Genomic DNA, 13,307 nt, shown 5'->3' with positions numbered 1-13,307 from the left:
GGTGCGGAGCGGGTGAGCTCGGGAGGGCTGGAGCTGCCCCCTGGTGACGACGGTCGCGAGGGCCAGGACAGCCAGGAGGCAGCCTCCACGGAGATCCCGCCCGGAGCGGTGTCACTGGCCAGGCCTATGGACGTCTCGTCCCAGATCGGACCGGAACTGGACTGGGGGGCCGACGCCTGGCGCGAGGTCCGTACGCGCGCGCAACGCGCCGGGCGGGCCTATATCTGGCTGAACCTGGTGGAGCAGCGGCTGCGCGCCGTCGTCGCCGCCGTGCTCCGCCCCGTCTACGTGCCGGTGCACGGCGAGGACTGGGTGGTCGCGGCGGCCGGACCCGCCGGGCAGGAGTGGGTGCAGCGGGCCGTCGCCGTGCGCGAGGTCAGCCGCCGCAAGGGCTATCTCCTCGACCCGGCCGACGACAACGTGCTGTCGTTCCTGACCCTGCCGCAGCTGCGCGAGCTGATGGTGCAGCACTGGCCGTGCTTCGAGCCGTACTTCGACGACCGCCGCGACGTCGAGCTCGCCCTGGACGAGCTGGAGGTCACGCGCAACGTGGTCTCCCGCAACCGCGCCCTCTCGGAGACGGTCCTCGCCCAAGCCGAGCGCGCCTCCTCCCGGCTCCTGGACATGCTCGGCGCCGGCTCCGACATCCCCTCGGCCCGCCGACTGCCCGTCGACGCCGTCGAGGACCTGGTCGGCGACCGGTACGCGGACGTGGTGGGGGTGCACCCGGACCGGGTCAGGCTGCTGCGCCAGTTCCCGGCGGAGGACCTCTTCGGCGGGGCGCGGCGACTGGACGCCATCGGCATAGGCCTCAACCTGCTCGCGCAGAACTTCTCGGGCCGCCGCCTGGTCCGCCTCGCCGAGTCGGGCTGTCGCATACGGCTCCTCTTCCTCAACCCGGCGTCCAGTGCGGTCAAACGGCGCGAAAGGGAACTGGGGCTCAAACGGGGCGAGTTGAGCCGCTCCGTCGAGATGAACATCCTGCACATGCGCCGGGTGCGGGCCCGCCTCAAGGACCCCGACGCCTTCGAGGTCCGCGTCTTCGACGAGACGCCGCGCTTCAACGCCTACCTCGTCGACGGCGACGGTTCGGACGGCATCGCGGTCGTCCAGTCCTATCTGCGCAGGACGCGGGGGATGGAGGCGCCGGTCCTCGTACTGCGCGGCGGGGGGCGCGTCGTCAAGGCGAGCGCGTCGGCGGATACCGGGGAGAACGGCCTTTTCGTGACGTACCGCGACGAATTCGAGCAGGCCTGGGCGGACGCGCGGCCGGTGTCGTAGCGGCCCCTGCCGGGCCTCGGCCGGGCCCTGCCGGGTGCCCGGCGGGATTGTCAGTGGGGCGTGCGAAGGTGGTGGTCACTGGGGGAACGCACCACGAGAAGGGGGCTGCCATGGGCTGGCACCGCGAGCTGCTGATCGGCTTCGACCTGGAGACGACCGGGACCGATCCGTGCGAGGCACGCATCGTCACCGCCGCCGTCATAGAGGTGAAGGACGGCGCGGTCCTCGGGTACCGGCAATGGCTGGCCGACCCCGGAGTGCCGATCCCCGAGGAAGCGATCGCGGTGCACGGTGTCACCAACGAGCGGGCGACCGCCGAGGGCGAGCCGGCCGACCGGGTCGCCGACGCCCTCGCCGAGATCCTGGTGGGCTATTGGCGCACGGGCGTGCCCGTGGTCGCGTACAACGCGACGTTCGACCTCACCCTGCTCTCCGCCGAGCTCGCCAGGCACGGGCTGCCGTCCCTGCGCGAGCGCCTCGCGGGGGTGGATCCTGCACCGGTCGTCGACCCGTACACGATCGACCGCAGCGTCGACCGCTACCGACGGGGCAAGCGCAACCTTGAAGCGGTCTGCACCGAGTACGGCGTCCCGCTCGACGCCGCGCACGACGCCTCGGCGGACGCCCTGGCGGCGGCGCTGCTCGCCCGTGCGATAGGCGAGCGGCACGCGAAGGTCGCGCAGCTCGGCGTGGCCGAGCTGCATCGCAGACAGGTGGAGTGGTACGCCGAGTCGGCGGCCGACTTCCAGAACTTCCTGCGCAGGAAGGGCAATCCGGACGCGGTGATCGACACGGTGTGGCCGATGCGCATAACCAGCCCCTCCGGCGTTTGAGGAGTGGGGGTCCGGGGGCGAAGCCCCCGAGCCTGCCGCAGGCACGACGACCTCAGAGCAGGCACGACGACCTCAGAACGGATACCACCGCACCGCAGGATCCCCGTCCCGGAGCGAAGCGACCCGCCGCCGGAACTCCGCCAACGCCTTCGGGTTGGACGGCGCATGCTGCGAAACCCATGCGCAGGACGCCGTCTCCCGCGCCCCGCGCAGCACCGCACACCCCTCCCACTCCCGTACGTCCCACCCGTACGCGGACACGAAGCCGTCGTACGCGTCGGCCGGCAGCCCGTACCGGTCCCGCGACAGGGCCATGACGACCAGATCGTGCTCCCGCAGATCGGAGGAGAACGTCTCGAGATCGACGAGAACGGGTCCCTCGGGCCCGATGTGCACATTGCGCGGCAGGGCGTCACCGTGGATCGGCCCGACCGGCAGATGCGGGGTCAGCGCCGCCGCGGCGGCCGCGAACCCGTCCCGCCGCTCGCGCAGATAGTCCGCGTCGGCCGGGTCGATCGCGTCGCCCGCGAGCCGCAGCCAGCGCTCGACCCCGCCGAGCAGTTCCCGCCGCGGCAGCTCGAACCCGGTCGGCACCGGCAGCGCGTGCACGAGCCCGAGCAGCTCCGCCAGATCGCGCGGCTCGGCAGGGCGGACGGCCGCCGGGATGCGGTGCCACACGGTCACCGGGTGCCCGTCCACCAGGAGCGCCTCGTCCTTCGCGGCGCGCACCGCGGGGACGTCGTGGTCGGCGAGATAGGAGGCGATGGCGAGTTCCCGGCGGGCGCGGTCGAGGAGTTCGGCACCGCCGTGCTCGATGCTGCGCCCGACCTTGACGACCAGGTCGCCGGCGGCGAACACCGCGTTCTCTCCGAGCGCGAGCAACTCCGCCGCACCCGCGGCACCCGCTGTCCCGGCGGTGCCGACGGTGCCGTCCACGACATCCGCCTGCGCCAGCACTTCCCGTGCCCGTGCCTCGTCCATGCTGTGCCTCCTGCGTCCCCGCGGCCCCGCGTCTCACCTGGTACGGGGTCAGTCTCGCACCGGAATTTCGGTGGATGGGCCGCAGGGTGCTCGTTGACCCGCCAGGTCCAGGGCCGCACAAAAACAGTTGCACGAGACGTCTCGTCTCGCTTACGGTGGGGGGCATGACGAACCCGAACCACGGCAAACGTGCCCATATCGCCATGTTCTCCATCGCCGCCCACGGGCACGTGAACCCGAGTCTCGAAGTGATCCGGGAGCTCGTCGCCCGTGGGCACCGCGTCACGTACGCGATTCCGCACCTGTTCGAGGAGAAGATCGCCGAGACCGGTGCCGAGCCGGTCCTCTACCGCACCACGCTCCCCGGTCCCGACGACGACCCGGCGGCGTGGGGGACGACGCTGCTCGACAACGTGGAGCCGTTCCTGAACGACGCGATCCAGGCGCTGCCCCAACTCATCGCCGCGTACGAGGGGGACGGCGCGGGGGAGGAAGGGGTCGGCGTCCCCGACCTCGTCATCCACGACATCACCTCGTACCCGGCGGGCGTCCTCGCCCACCGCTGGGGTGTGCCCGCGGTGACGCTCTCGCCGAACCTCGTCGCGTGGGAGGGGTACGCGGACGAGGTCGCGAAGCCGATGTGGGAGGAGCCCCGGAAGACGCCGCGCGGTCAGGCCTACTACGAGAAGTTCGACGCATGGCTCAAGGAGTCCGGCGTACCGAAGAACGCCGACGAATTCTGGGGCGTCTACGACCGCACCCTCGTTCTCATTCCGAAGGCGCTCCAGCCGAATGCCGACCGGGTCGACGAGAAGAAGAACACCTTCGTCGGCGCCTGCCAGGGTGACCGGTCCGCGCAGGGCGACTGGGAGCGCCCCGCCGACGCCGAGCGCGTGCTGCTGGTGTCGCTCGGCTCGTCGTTCACCAAGCAGCCGGATTTCTACCGGGAGTGCGTGAAGGCGTTCGGCGATCTGCCGGGCTGGCATGTCGTGCTCCAGGTCGGCAAGCATGTCACCGCCGATGACCTCGGGGCGGTCCCCGGCAACGTAGAGGTGCGTCAGTGGGTGCCGCAGCTGGCGATCCTCAAGAAGGCCGACGCCTTCATCACGCACGCCGGCGCGGGCGGCAGCCAGGAAGGCCTGGCCACCGCGACGCCGATGGTCGCCGTGCCGCAGGCCGTCGACCAGTTCGGCAACGCCGACATGCTCCAGGGCCTCGGCGTCGCCCGGCACGTACCCATGGAGGAGGCGAACGCGGAGACGCTCCGCGAGGCCGTCCTCGCGCTGGTCGACGACCCGGAGGTGGCGCGCCGCCTCGCCGCGCTTCAGCAGGACATGGCCGACGAGGGCGGAACACGGCAGGCGGCCGATCTCATCGAGGCGGTGCTGTAGACGCGATTTTTCACGGAACGGTTCCACCGTTCCGTGAAAAGCGTGTGCGTAACAGATAACGAAATTGAATCGCCTGTCACGTACGACCAATACCCCCCAGTAAAGGTTGCGTTCGTACGTTCTTGAACTTGGTGAGAACGGATTCTTACTGTGAGGTGAACCTACTTTTGAACAAAGAAAGCTGGCGCGCCTCATGCCCCGAGACATACCGTCGTTGCCCGAAGTGCGGCGCACCACCCAGAAAAAGCGTGACGCGTGGTGGACCGTGCTTCTCGTCGACCCGATCGCGACACCTCTCGTACGGGTCACGGCGCGCTGGACGCGCATCACCCCGAACCAGATCACTTGGGGAGCCCTGATCCTGGGGCTCGGGGCCGCCGGCTGTTTCGCGATGGGGGACTGGCGCTGGCTGATCGCCGGAGCCCTCATCTACCACCTGAGCTTCGTGCTCGACTGCATGGACGGCAAGGTCGCCCGGCTGACCGGGCAGGGCTCCGTGTTCGGCGCCTGGCTCGACTACATCTTCGACCGCGTCCGCGTCATGGCCTGTGCCGTGGCGCTGATGGGCGGCCAGTTCCAGCGCACCGGCGACCTGATCTACGTCTGGCTCGCCGTGGCCGTCGTCTTCCTCGACGGGCTGCGCTACATCAACTCGCTGGAGATCTTCAAGACTCGGCACACGATGCGCAAGCAGATCAAGGCCCGGATGCGGGCGGCCCGTCGCGCGCAGAACGCGGACGACGTCGCCTTCATGGAGGACCTGCTGCGGGCCAACCCGTCCGCGGACATCGAGCAGGACCTCAACGGCGCGGCCGCCGACGCCGAGGACGCGGAGCACACCGGGTCGGAGGCGCAGTCGGAGACCGTGGAGCCGGCGCCGCGCCCCAAGGTCGTCGACCTGCACCAGGAGTTCCGCAGCCGCTTCCCCGTCTATCTGCGCTTCCGGTCCTTCCTGCTGCGCCACCGGATCCGTACGCACCTGGTGAGCGGCATCGAGTTCCAGATGGCCGTCTTCATCGTCGGCCCGCTGCTCGACCAGGTGATCGGGGCGACCGTCGTGGCCGGCGCGCTGCTGCTCGTCTTCGAACTCGCCATCGTCTACAAGCTGCTGCTGTCCACGCGCGACTTCGGCCGCACGCTGGAGGCCTTCGAGAAGGACGCCGCGGAGAAGGACGCGCTGGAGCAGGACGCTCTGGAGCAGGACGGTACGGAGAAGGACGGTACGGAGAAGGACGGCATCGGCGGGAACGGCCTGTCCACCGCCGCGTGACGCGAGCGGTGAACAGGCCGTGGGTCCGCGGGACCGGGGCGCGGCGTCAGACGCGCAGCTCCTCGCCGCCCTCGCGCGGGACCGGGGCGGGCTCGATGCCCGCCTCGTCGTGCGTCAGGTCCGGCAGCCGGTGCAGCCACTTCGGCAGATACCAGTTGCGCTCCCCGAGCAGCGCCATCACGGCCGGGAGCAGCACACCGCGGATGACGGTCGCGTCGATCAGGATCGCGGCCGCGAGGCCCACGCCCATCTGCTTCATGGACTGCATGGACAGCGTCCCGAAGATGCTGAACACGGCGACCATGATGACGGCCGCGCTGGTGACCACGCCCGCGGTGGTGACGACGCCGTGCCGGATCGCGTCGAGGTTCGTACGCCCCTGAAGGCGCGCCTCCTTGATCCGGGACACCACGAACACGTGGTAGTCCATCGACAGGCCGAACAGGATCACGAACAGGAACAGCGGCAGCCACGTGATGATGGCGCCCACCCCCTCCGCGCCGACCAGCGAGGCGCCCCAGCCGTGCTGGAAGACGGCGACGAGGATCCCGTAGGCGGCGCCCACCGACAGCAGGTTGAGCGCGATCGAGGTGATCGCGATCGTCAGTGAGCGGAACGAGAGCAGCATCAGCAGGAACGCGAACGCGACGACGAACGCGAAGACCGGGACGACGGAACCGACGATCTGGTCGTTGAAGTCCTTCGACCCCGCGACCTGCCCGGTGATCGGCGCCTCGACGCCGTCGACCTCGCCGAACGTGGCGGGCCGCACCTCGTCGCGCAGCAGCGCCAGGCTCTTCTCGGCCTTGTCCTGATCGGATCCGCCCACGAGCGGTACGTCGATGATCGCCACGTTCCCGTCCCGGTGCACGGTGACCTCGACGGGGCCGCGTGAGGCGCCCGAACTCACGGCCCGTGCGCGGAAGTCCGCGAGGGCGGCGCGCACGTTCGCGGCGTTGATGTCGTCGGCCTTCACGACCACCTCGGCCGGGTCCGAGCCGCCGGGGAACGCCGCGTTGACCCGGTCGTACGTCGCCACGATCGGCAGCGAGTCGCCGAACTCCTGGTCCAGGGTGAGGTTCTGGGTCTTCATGCCGAGCGCGGGCGCGGCGATCGCGAGCAGCGCGCCGAGCGCGACGACGACGGAGACGGCGGGCCGCGCGAGCACGACGGTCAGCACCCGGCTCCAGAACCGGCTGCCGTCCTCACCGTTGCCGTTGCCCCGCCGCTTCGTCGGGTGCAGGAACGGGATCCGTCCCTTCTCCACCCGCTCCCCGAGCAGCGAGAGCAGCGCCGGAAGCACGGTCACGGATCCCACCATCGCGACCGCCACCACCATCAGCGAGGCGAGGCCCATCGCCTGGAACTCGGCGAGCCCGGTGAACATCATGCCCGCCATCGCCACGCACACCGTGACCCCGGAGACGATGATCGCCCGGCCGCTGGTGGCCGCCGCGACCCGCAGCGCCGTCTGCGGATCGTGCCCCTTCATCCGCTCCTCGCGCTCGCGCCGCAGATAGAACAGGCAGTAGTCGACGCCGACCGCGAGGCCCACAAGGAGCATCACCGAGTTGGCGGTCTCGCTCATCGGCTGAAGATGGCTGACGAGGCCCATCAGGCCCATCGTCGCCATGATCGCCGTGACGGCGAGCGCCACCGGGAGCAGCGCCGCGACGAGCGCGCCGAACGCGATCAGCAGGATGCCGAGCGCGACCGGCACCGCCGAGTACTCGGCGCGCTGGAAGTCGTCGCCGAACGCGTCGTCGAAGGTCTTGTTCATGCTCGCGGCGCCGATCTCCTCGATCCGCAGCGCGTCATGGTCGTCCGCGACGCCCGCGACGGCCTTCTGGACCGGCTCGACCCGGTCGGCCGCGGTGTCGGGGTCGCCCCGCATGTCGAACTGGACGAGCGCGGTGCGGCCGTCCTTCGAGACGGTCCGGGTGTCGGCGGAGTACGGCGAGCGCACGGCGGTCACCTCGCCCGTGCCCTCGATGGCCTTCACCACGTCGGCCACCGCGGCCCTGAACTCCGGCGCGGTGGCCCGTAGCCCGCCGTTCCTGCTCTGGACGAGCACGGTCTCGCCCGCCGGTTCGTCGACGCCCGCGTCGTCGATGATGCTTGCGGCCTGGCTCGTCTCGCCCTTGAGCTGGTCGTCCTCCGAGACGTCCACGCGCCCCGCGAAGGACCCGAGGCCCATCGCCACCACGACGAAGAGCACCCAGATTCCCACCGCGGCCCACCTGTGCCGGGCGCTCCAGCCGCCGGCCCGCGCCGCGACCCCGCGCACCCGGTGCTCCCGCCGTTCCCCGTTCCTCGCCATCACGTCACCTCCGGAATCGAAGGTATGGGCGGGATAAGTCCGGTTCGTCGTGCTGTTCGGTGAAGTACGGGCGGCCCGGGTCCGCGCGCAGGATGACCCGAGTCCCCTACATCTATCGGGGGTTGAGGCGCCGAGGTATGAACCGGTGGACCTTGATCCGAACCTCCGGGAACCGCCCGATTTGTTATTACGAAACCTTGTTGAGCACGTCACAGGTTCATGTAGGCCTTGATCTGACCGCGTCAATCGGTCAGGGTTTCGTCTCAACCCCCGGACATCTTCCGGAAATTGACAACCTTCGCGAAGGTTCGTCCTGGGGCGCTGGCATTCCCCCCACAGCACTGAGGAGACCCCTCTTCATGGCAACAAACCAGCATGCGCGCACGATGAAGCTCACCGCGGCGATAGCCACGGCAGCTACAGCAGTGGGCGTCACCATGTTCGGCGGCTTCTCCGCCACCGCGGCCCCCGCCGAGGGCAAGGTCTACGGGCAGGACGCCAAGGGCGCCGTGTCCGGCAGCTACATCGTGCTGCTCGACCAGAAGGCGAACGCCTCCGCGAAGAAGGACCTGGCCAAGAGCTACGGCGGCACGCTCAAGCGGAACTACGGCTCCGCCGTCAACGGCTTCTCGGCGAGCGGCCTCTCGGACACCGAGGCGAAGCAGCTCGCCGCCGACGGCTCCGTGTCGAAGGTCGTCCAGAACAAGAAGTTCCACATCGACGCCACCCAGGACAACCCGCCGTCGTGGGGCCTGGACCGCATCGACCAGGCGGACACCGCGGGCGACGGCAAGTACACGTACCCGGACAGCGCCGGCGAGGGCGCGACCGCGTACGTCATCGACACCGGGGTCCGGATCAGCCACAAGGACTTCGGTGGCCGCGCCTCCCACGGCTTCGACGCCGTCGACAACGACGACAGCGCCGACGACGGCAACGGGCACGGTACGCACGTCGCCGGCACCATCGCCGGTGAGGCGCACGGTGTCGCCAAGAAGGCGAAGATCGTCGCCGTCCGCGTCCTCGACGACCAGGGCTCTGGCACCACCGAGCAGGTCGTCGCGGGCATCGACTGGGTGACCGAGAACCACCAGGGCCCCTCCGTCGCCAACATGTCGCTCGGCGGCGGCGTGGACGAGGCGCTCGACGCGGCGGTCAAGAAGTCCATCGACTCCGGTGTCACCTACGCGGTGGCGGCGGGCAACGAGTCGACGGACGCCGCGCAGTCCAGCCCCGCCCGGGTCCCGGAGGCCATCACGGTCGCCTCCTCCACGAAGGACGACGAGCAGTCGGACTTCTCCAACTACGGCTCCGTCGTCGACATCTACGCGCCTGGATCGGACATCACGTCCGACTGGAACACCGGGGACGACGCCACCAACACCATCTCCGGTACGTCGATGGCGACACCGCACGTCGTCGGCGCGGCCGCCGTCTACCTGGCCGGGCACAAGGACGCCGCCCCGGCCGACGTCGCCAAGGCGCTCACCGACGGGGCCACCCCGGACGCCATCAAGAACGCGTCCGACGGCACCGCGAACAAGCTCCTGAAGGTCGTCGAGTAAACGTTCCGGCTCGATGACCGGCGGCCGCCGTGCCCACCCCCACGGGGAACGGCGGCCGCCTTATCGTGTGCCCATGACTCAGGGGACGACGATCGAGGGCTACGCCGCGCTGCTGCGCGGCATCAACGTGGGCGGCAACAAGAAGGTGCCGATGGCCGGGCTGCGGCCGGTGATCGAGAGCCTGGGCCTCGCCGACGTACGCACCTACCTCCAGAGCGGCAACGTCGCCTTCACCGCGCCCGACGGCGGCGACGAGGACTCCCTCGCGGCCACGCTCACCAAGGCGATCGCCGACGAGTTCGGCTTCACCGTCGACGTCCTCGTGCGCGGCCACGCCTACCTGAAGGCGGTCATGGACGCCTGCCCGTTCCCGGCCGCCGAACTGGAGGCCAAGCAGCTGCACGTCACGTACTTCTCCCGGCCCGTCACCGCCGAGCGGTTCGCCGCCGTGGACCCGGCCGCGTACGCACCCGAGGACTTCCGCGTCGGCGACCGCGCCCTCTATCTCTACGCTCCCCAGGGCCTGGGCGTCTCGAAGCTCGGGGCCCAGCTGTCCCGCCCGGCGCTCAACAAGGGCCTGATCGCGACGAGTCGCAACTGGAACACCGTGACGAAACTGGTGGAGCTCACCGCCCCACGGTGAGCGCGTCCGTGAAAAGGTCGGTGTATGCGCTACGTAATCATCGGAGCAGGAGCGGTCGGCGGCGTCATCGGTGGGCGGCTCGCGCAGGCGGGGCACGGTGACGTCGTGCTCGTCGCGCGCGGCAGCCAGTACGAGGCGCTGCGCGACAAGGGGCTGCGCGTCGAGACACCCGACGGGCCCCACACCCATCAACTCCCGGTCGTGGCAGGGCCCGAGGCGCTCGGCACGCTGCGCGCCGACGACGTGCTGATCCTCGCCGTGAAGACCCAGGACAGTGCGGCGGCGCTCGCCGCGTGGGGGCCGCGCCCCGTCGAGGGCGGCGGCACCGCGGCGCTCCGCCTGCCACTGGTCTGCGCGCAGAACGGCGTGGAGAGCGAGCGGCTCGCCCTGCGCACCTTCCAGCGGGTGTACGGGATGTGCGTGTGGCTGCCCGCCACGTTCGTCGAGCCGGGCGTCGTCCGCGCCCCGGGCGCCCCGCTCTCCGGCATGCTGCACCTCGGCCGCTACCCGTCCGGAAGCGACGAGACCGCGCGGGCGATCTCCGCCGACCTGGAGAAGGGGCTCCTCGAAGCGCCCGTCGTCGACGACGTCATGCGCTGGAAGTACGCCAAGCTCCTCGCCAACCTGGCCAATTCGATCGAGGCGGTCTCCGGCGTGCTCACCAGCGAGGAGGGCATCGCCCTGTTCCGCCGGGCGCGCGCCGAGGGCGAGGCGGTGCTCGACGCCGCCGGTGTCGCGTACGCGAGCCAGGACGAGGAGAAGGCGACCCGCGCCGACAAGATCACCTTCGAGCCCTTCGACAGCTCTCCGCGCGGCGGCGGCTCCTCCTGGCAGTCCCTCCAGCGCGGCGCGGGCAGCATCGAGGCCGACTACCTCAACGGCGAGATCGCCCTGCTCGGCCGCCTGCACGGGGTGCCGACGCCGATCAACGACGTCCTCCAGGAGCTCGCCGACGAGGCGGCGCGCGAGGGGCGTTCGGCGGGGGAGACGAGCGTGGCGGAGCTGGTCGCGGCGGTGGACGCGCGCTGCGCGGCCATCGTCGACTGAGTTTGGTGTCGCAGTTGTACGTATAACTGCGACACTTTTCCGAGCACACCTGCCCTGTCGCGTTTGTTCAAGAGGCGCGGGTACCGGTCGCCGTAGCGTCATCGGCATGAACGAACTCCGCATGGACACCGTGTACCCGTACCTCACCGAAAGCGCCGCCGAGGGCGCCCGCGTCGCGGCCGGCGTCAAGCCCGATCGGCTCGACGCGGCCTCGGGCTGCGGCGGCTGGGACGTGCGGACGCTTGTGAACCACTGGACCGTGTACACCTCGCACGGCATGGAACACCGGGCGCTGCGCACCAAGATGCCCGAGGAGCTGACCGCGCGCGACCTCACGGCCGACGAGGACTGGGCGGCGACGTACGCCGCCGACCTCGACCGGGCCGTCGCCGCCTGGGCCGACCCCGCCGTCTGGGAGGGCGAGATCGACCTCGGCTTCGCCCAGCAGCCCGCCCCCGAGGTCGCCGCGCTGCTGTGGGCCGAACTCGTCCTGCACGGCTGGGACGTGGCCCGCGCAACCGGCCAGGAATTCCGCGTCTCGGACGGCGCGGCGGCCCTGCTCCTCCAGGTCGTGGAGGCGAACGCCGAGCTGTACCGCCAGTACGAGGGCTTCGCCGCCCCCGTCGACATGGCGGACGACGCGCCGGTGTACGCACGGGCGCTGGCCCTCAGCGGCCGCGACCCGCGCTGACGGCACGGCTCACTCGCCGCGCCACTGCCCGTCCCGCCGTGCCCACCGCACGGCGGGACCCACCGCGATCCCCGCCACCACGAACAGCGCCCCGAGCACGGCCCAGCCCGCCGTCCCGTGCTGAATCGCGGTGACCGTCACGAGGGCCGGCGCGGCCATCGTCGCCGCGGCCTGACCGGAGTTGAAGACGCCCTGGTAGACGCCCTGTGCCCGCGCGTCCGCAAGCCCGTACCCGACGGTCCGGCCACCCGCGGCCTGCACCACCTCGGCGAGCACCTGCACCACCGCGCCGACCACCAGGATCCCCAGCGCCCACAGAGGGGAAGCTCCGGCCGAGAAGGCGAAGAACGCGCAGGACACGGCGAGCAGCAGACCCGAGCGGCGCATCGCCTTCACCGCACCCGGCAGATCCTCAACGCCGCGCGTCACCCGCACCTGGAGCAGCGCCACCAGCACACAGTTGAGCACCATGACGAGCGCCGCCGTCCACCGCGGCGCCTCGGTGTGCTGGGCGATCCACAGCGGCAGACCGACCTCCAACAGGCCGTACTGCAGGGCCAGTACGGCATTCAGGAAGGTCACCGCAAGAAACGGCAGATCGCGCACCGCCCGCCACCGGCTCTCGGCCGGGGTGTCGGCCACAGGACGCCGCCCCGCGCCGCCCGGCAGCCGGTGCACCAGCACCGCGGACCCGACGAACGCCAGCGCGTCGACGAGGATCAGCGCCGTGTAGCCGGACCGGCTGTCGAGCTGCAGCGCCAGCGCCCCGAACGCGCCGCCCACGCCCATGCCCACATTGGTGACCATCCGCAGATGCGCCCGGCCCTCGACGCGCTCCCCAGGGGGCAGCACATCCGCGTACAACGCGTTGCGCACGCCCATGCTGCCCTGGCTCAGCGTGGCGTAACAGACCGCCGTCAGCAGGAACGAGACGTAACTGTCGATCAGCGTGTACGCCACGAGCCCCACGCCGCACCCGATCCACAGCCCGGTCAGCACCGGACGCCGCCCCCACCGGTCCGAGGCCCGCCCGGCCGGCACCCCCGCCGCGAGCCCGAACACCCCGGCCACGGTCAGGCCCACACCCACCGAGGTGGCGCTCAGGCCCACGAACCGGGTGAAGTACAGGACGCTGACCGGGAAGAACAGGCCGCGTCCGAACGCGTTGAGGAGCGTGAGCAGGGACAGTCGGCGCAGCACCGGCACGGTGGGCAGCATTCCGGCGAAACGCGTGGTGGGACCGGTGGGGCGGGGTGGTGAAGTGGTCATGGCCACAGGGAAGCGG

At 70.7% G+C, this 13,307-nt stretch carries 10 protein-coding genes and 1 pseudogene; 8 read left to right on the top strand and 3 right to left on the bottom strand.

Annotated features, from left to right (window positions below; all coding sequences use genetic code 11):
* Positions 1 to 12: 12 nt before the first annotated feature.
* A complete protein-coding gene (locus tag OKJ99_RS17090; protein WP_326017169.1) occupies positions 13 to 1,281 on the top strand; it encodes an SAV2148 family HEPN domain-containing protein in 1,269 nt (422 codons plus the stop codon).
* Between the two features lie 110 nt (positions 1,282 to 1,391).
* On the top strand, positions 1,392 to 2,114 hold the full coding sequence (locus OKJ99_RS17085) for a 3'-5' exonuclease (RefSeq protein WP_326017167.1): 723 nt from the start codon (positions 1,392 to 1,394) through the stop codon (positions 2,112 to 2,114).
* A gap of 72 nt (positions 2,115 to 2,186) precedes the next feature.
* Here the strand turns inward: OKJ99_RS17085 and OKJ99_RS17080 are convergent, their stop codons facing one another.
* Positions 2,187 to 3,095: a phosphotransferase enzyme family protein gene (locus OKJ99_RS17080; RefSeq protein ID WP_326017165.1), complete on the bottom strand. Its 909-nt coding sequence runs from the start codon at positions 3,093 to 3,095 to the stop codon at positions 2,187 to 2,189.
* Between the two features lie 127 nt (positions 3,096 to 3,222).
* Between OKJ99_RS17080 and mgt the strand changes: the two are divergent.
* Together mgt and OKJ99_RS17070 are read left to right on the top strand one after the other, a co-directional pair.
* Positions 3,223 to 4,486: pseudogene (gene mgt, locus OKJ99_RS17075) on the top strand (macrolide-inactivating glycosyltransferase).
* A gap of 193 nt (positions 4,487 to 4,679) precedes the next feature.
* Positions 4,680 to 5,756 (top strand): CDP-alcohol phosphatidyltransferase family protein, encoded by a 1,077-nt coding sequence (locus OKJ99_RS17070; RefSeq protein WP_326017161.1) that lies wholly within the window; start codon positions 4,680 to 4,682, stop codon positions 5,754 to 5,756.
* A gap of 46 nt (positions 5,757 to 5,802) precedes the next feature.
* On the opposite strand, the gene OKJ99_RS17065 is transcribed toward OKJ99_RS17070, so the two are convergent.
* The gene (locus tag OKJ99_RS17065; protein WP_326017159.1) at positions 5,803 to 8,076 is read right to left on the bottom strand and encodes an MMPL family transporter; all 2,274 of its coding nucleotides are present in this window, start codon (positions 8,074 to 8,076) and stop codon (positions 5,803 to 5,805) included.
* A 359-nt stretch (positions 8,077 to 8,435) separates the two neighbouring features.
* On the opposite strand from OKJ99_RS17065, the gene OKJ99_RS17060 reads away from it, so the two are divergent.
* The 4 genes from OKJ99_RS17060 (at position 8,436) to OKJ99_RS17045 (ending at position 12,022) form a co-directional block, all read left to right on the top strand.
* Positions 8,436 to 9,641, top strand: coding sequence for a S8 family peptidase (locus OKJ99_RS17060; RefSeq protein WP_326017157.1), 1,206 nt, complete (start codon positions 8,436 to 8,438; stop codon positions 9,639 to 9,641).
* 73 nt (positions 9,642 to 9,714) lie between these two features.
* A complete protein-coding gene (locus OKJ99_RS17055; protein WP_326017156.1) occupies positions 9,715 to 10,284 on the top strand; it encodes a DUF1697 domain-containing protein in 570 nt (189 codons plus the stop codon).
* A gap of 24 nt (positions 10,285 to 10,308) precedes the next feature.
* On the top strand, positions 10,309 to 11,331 hold the full coding sequence (locus OKJ99_RS17050; RefSeq protein WP_326017154.1) for a ketopantoate reductase family protein: 1,023 nt from the start codon (positions 10,309 to 10,311) through the stop codon (positions 11,329 to 11,331).
* 106 nt (positions 11,332 to 11,437) lie between these two features.
* Positions 11,438 to 12,022: a TIGR03086 family metal-binding protein gene (locus OKJ99_RS17045; RefSeq protein WP_326017152.1), complete on the top strand. Its 585-nt coding sequence runs from the start codon at positions 11,438 to 11,440 to the stop codon at positions 12,020 to 12,022.
* Positions 12,023 to 12,031: 9 nt separating this feature from the next.
* Here OKJ99_RS17045 and OKJ99_RS17040 read toward each other — a convergent pair whose 3' ends face one another.
* Positions 12,032 to 13,291 carry an MFS transporter gene (locus OKJ99_RS17040; protein ID WP_326017150.1) on the bottom strand — a complete coding sequence of 420 codons (1,260 nt, stop codon included), beginning with the start codon at positions 13,289 to 13,291 and terminating at the stop codon, positions 12,032 to 12,034.
* Positions 13,292 to 13,307 lie beyond the last annotated feature (16 nt).

The sequence above is a fragment of the Streptomyces endophyticus genome (assembly GCF_035798155.1).
In the GTDB taxonomy this organism is placed as follows: domain Bacteria; phylum Actinomycetota; class Actinomycetes; order Streptomycetales; family Streptomycetaceae; genus Streptomyces; species Streptomyces endophyticus.
Note: the sequence above shows the minus strand (reverse complement) of the source record. Positions and strands in the feature narration are given on the sequence as shown.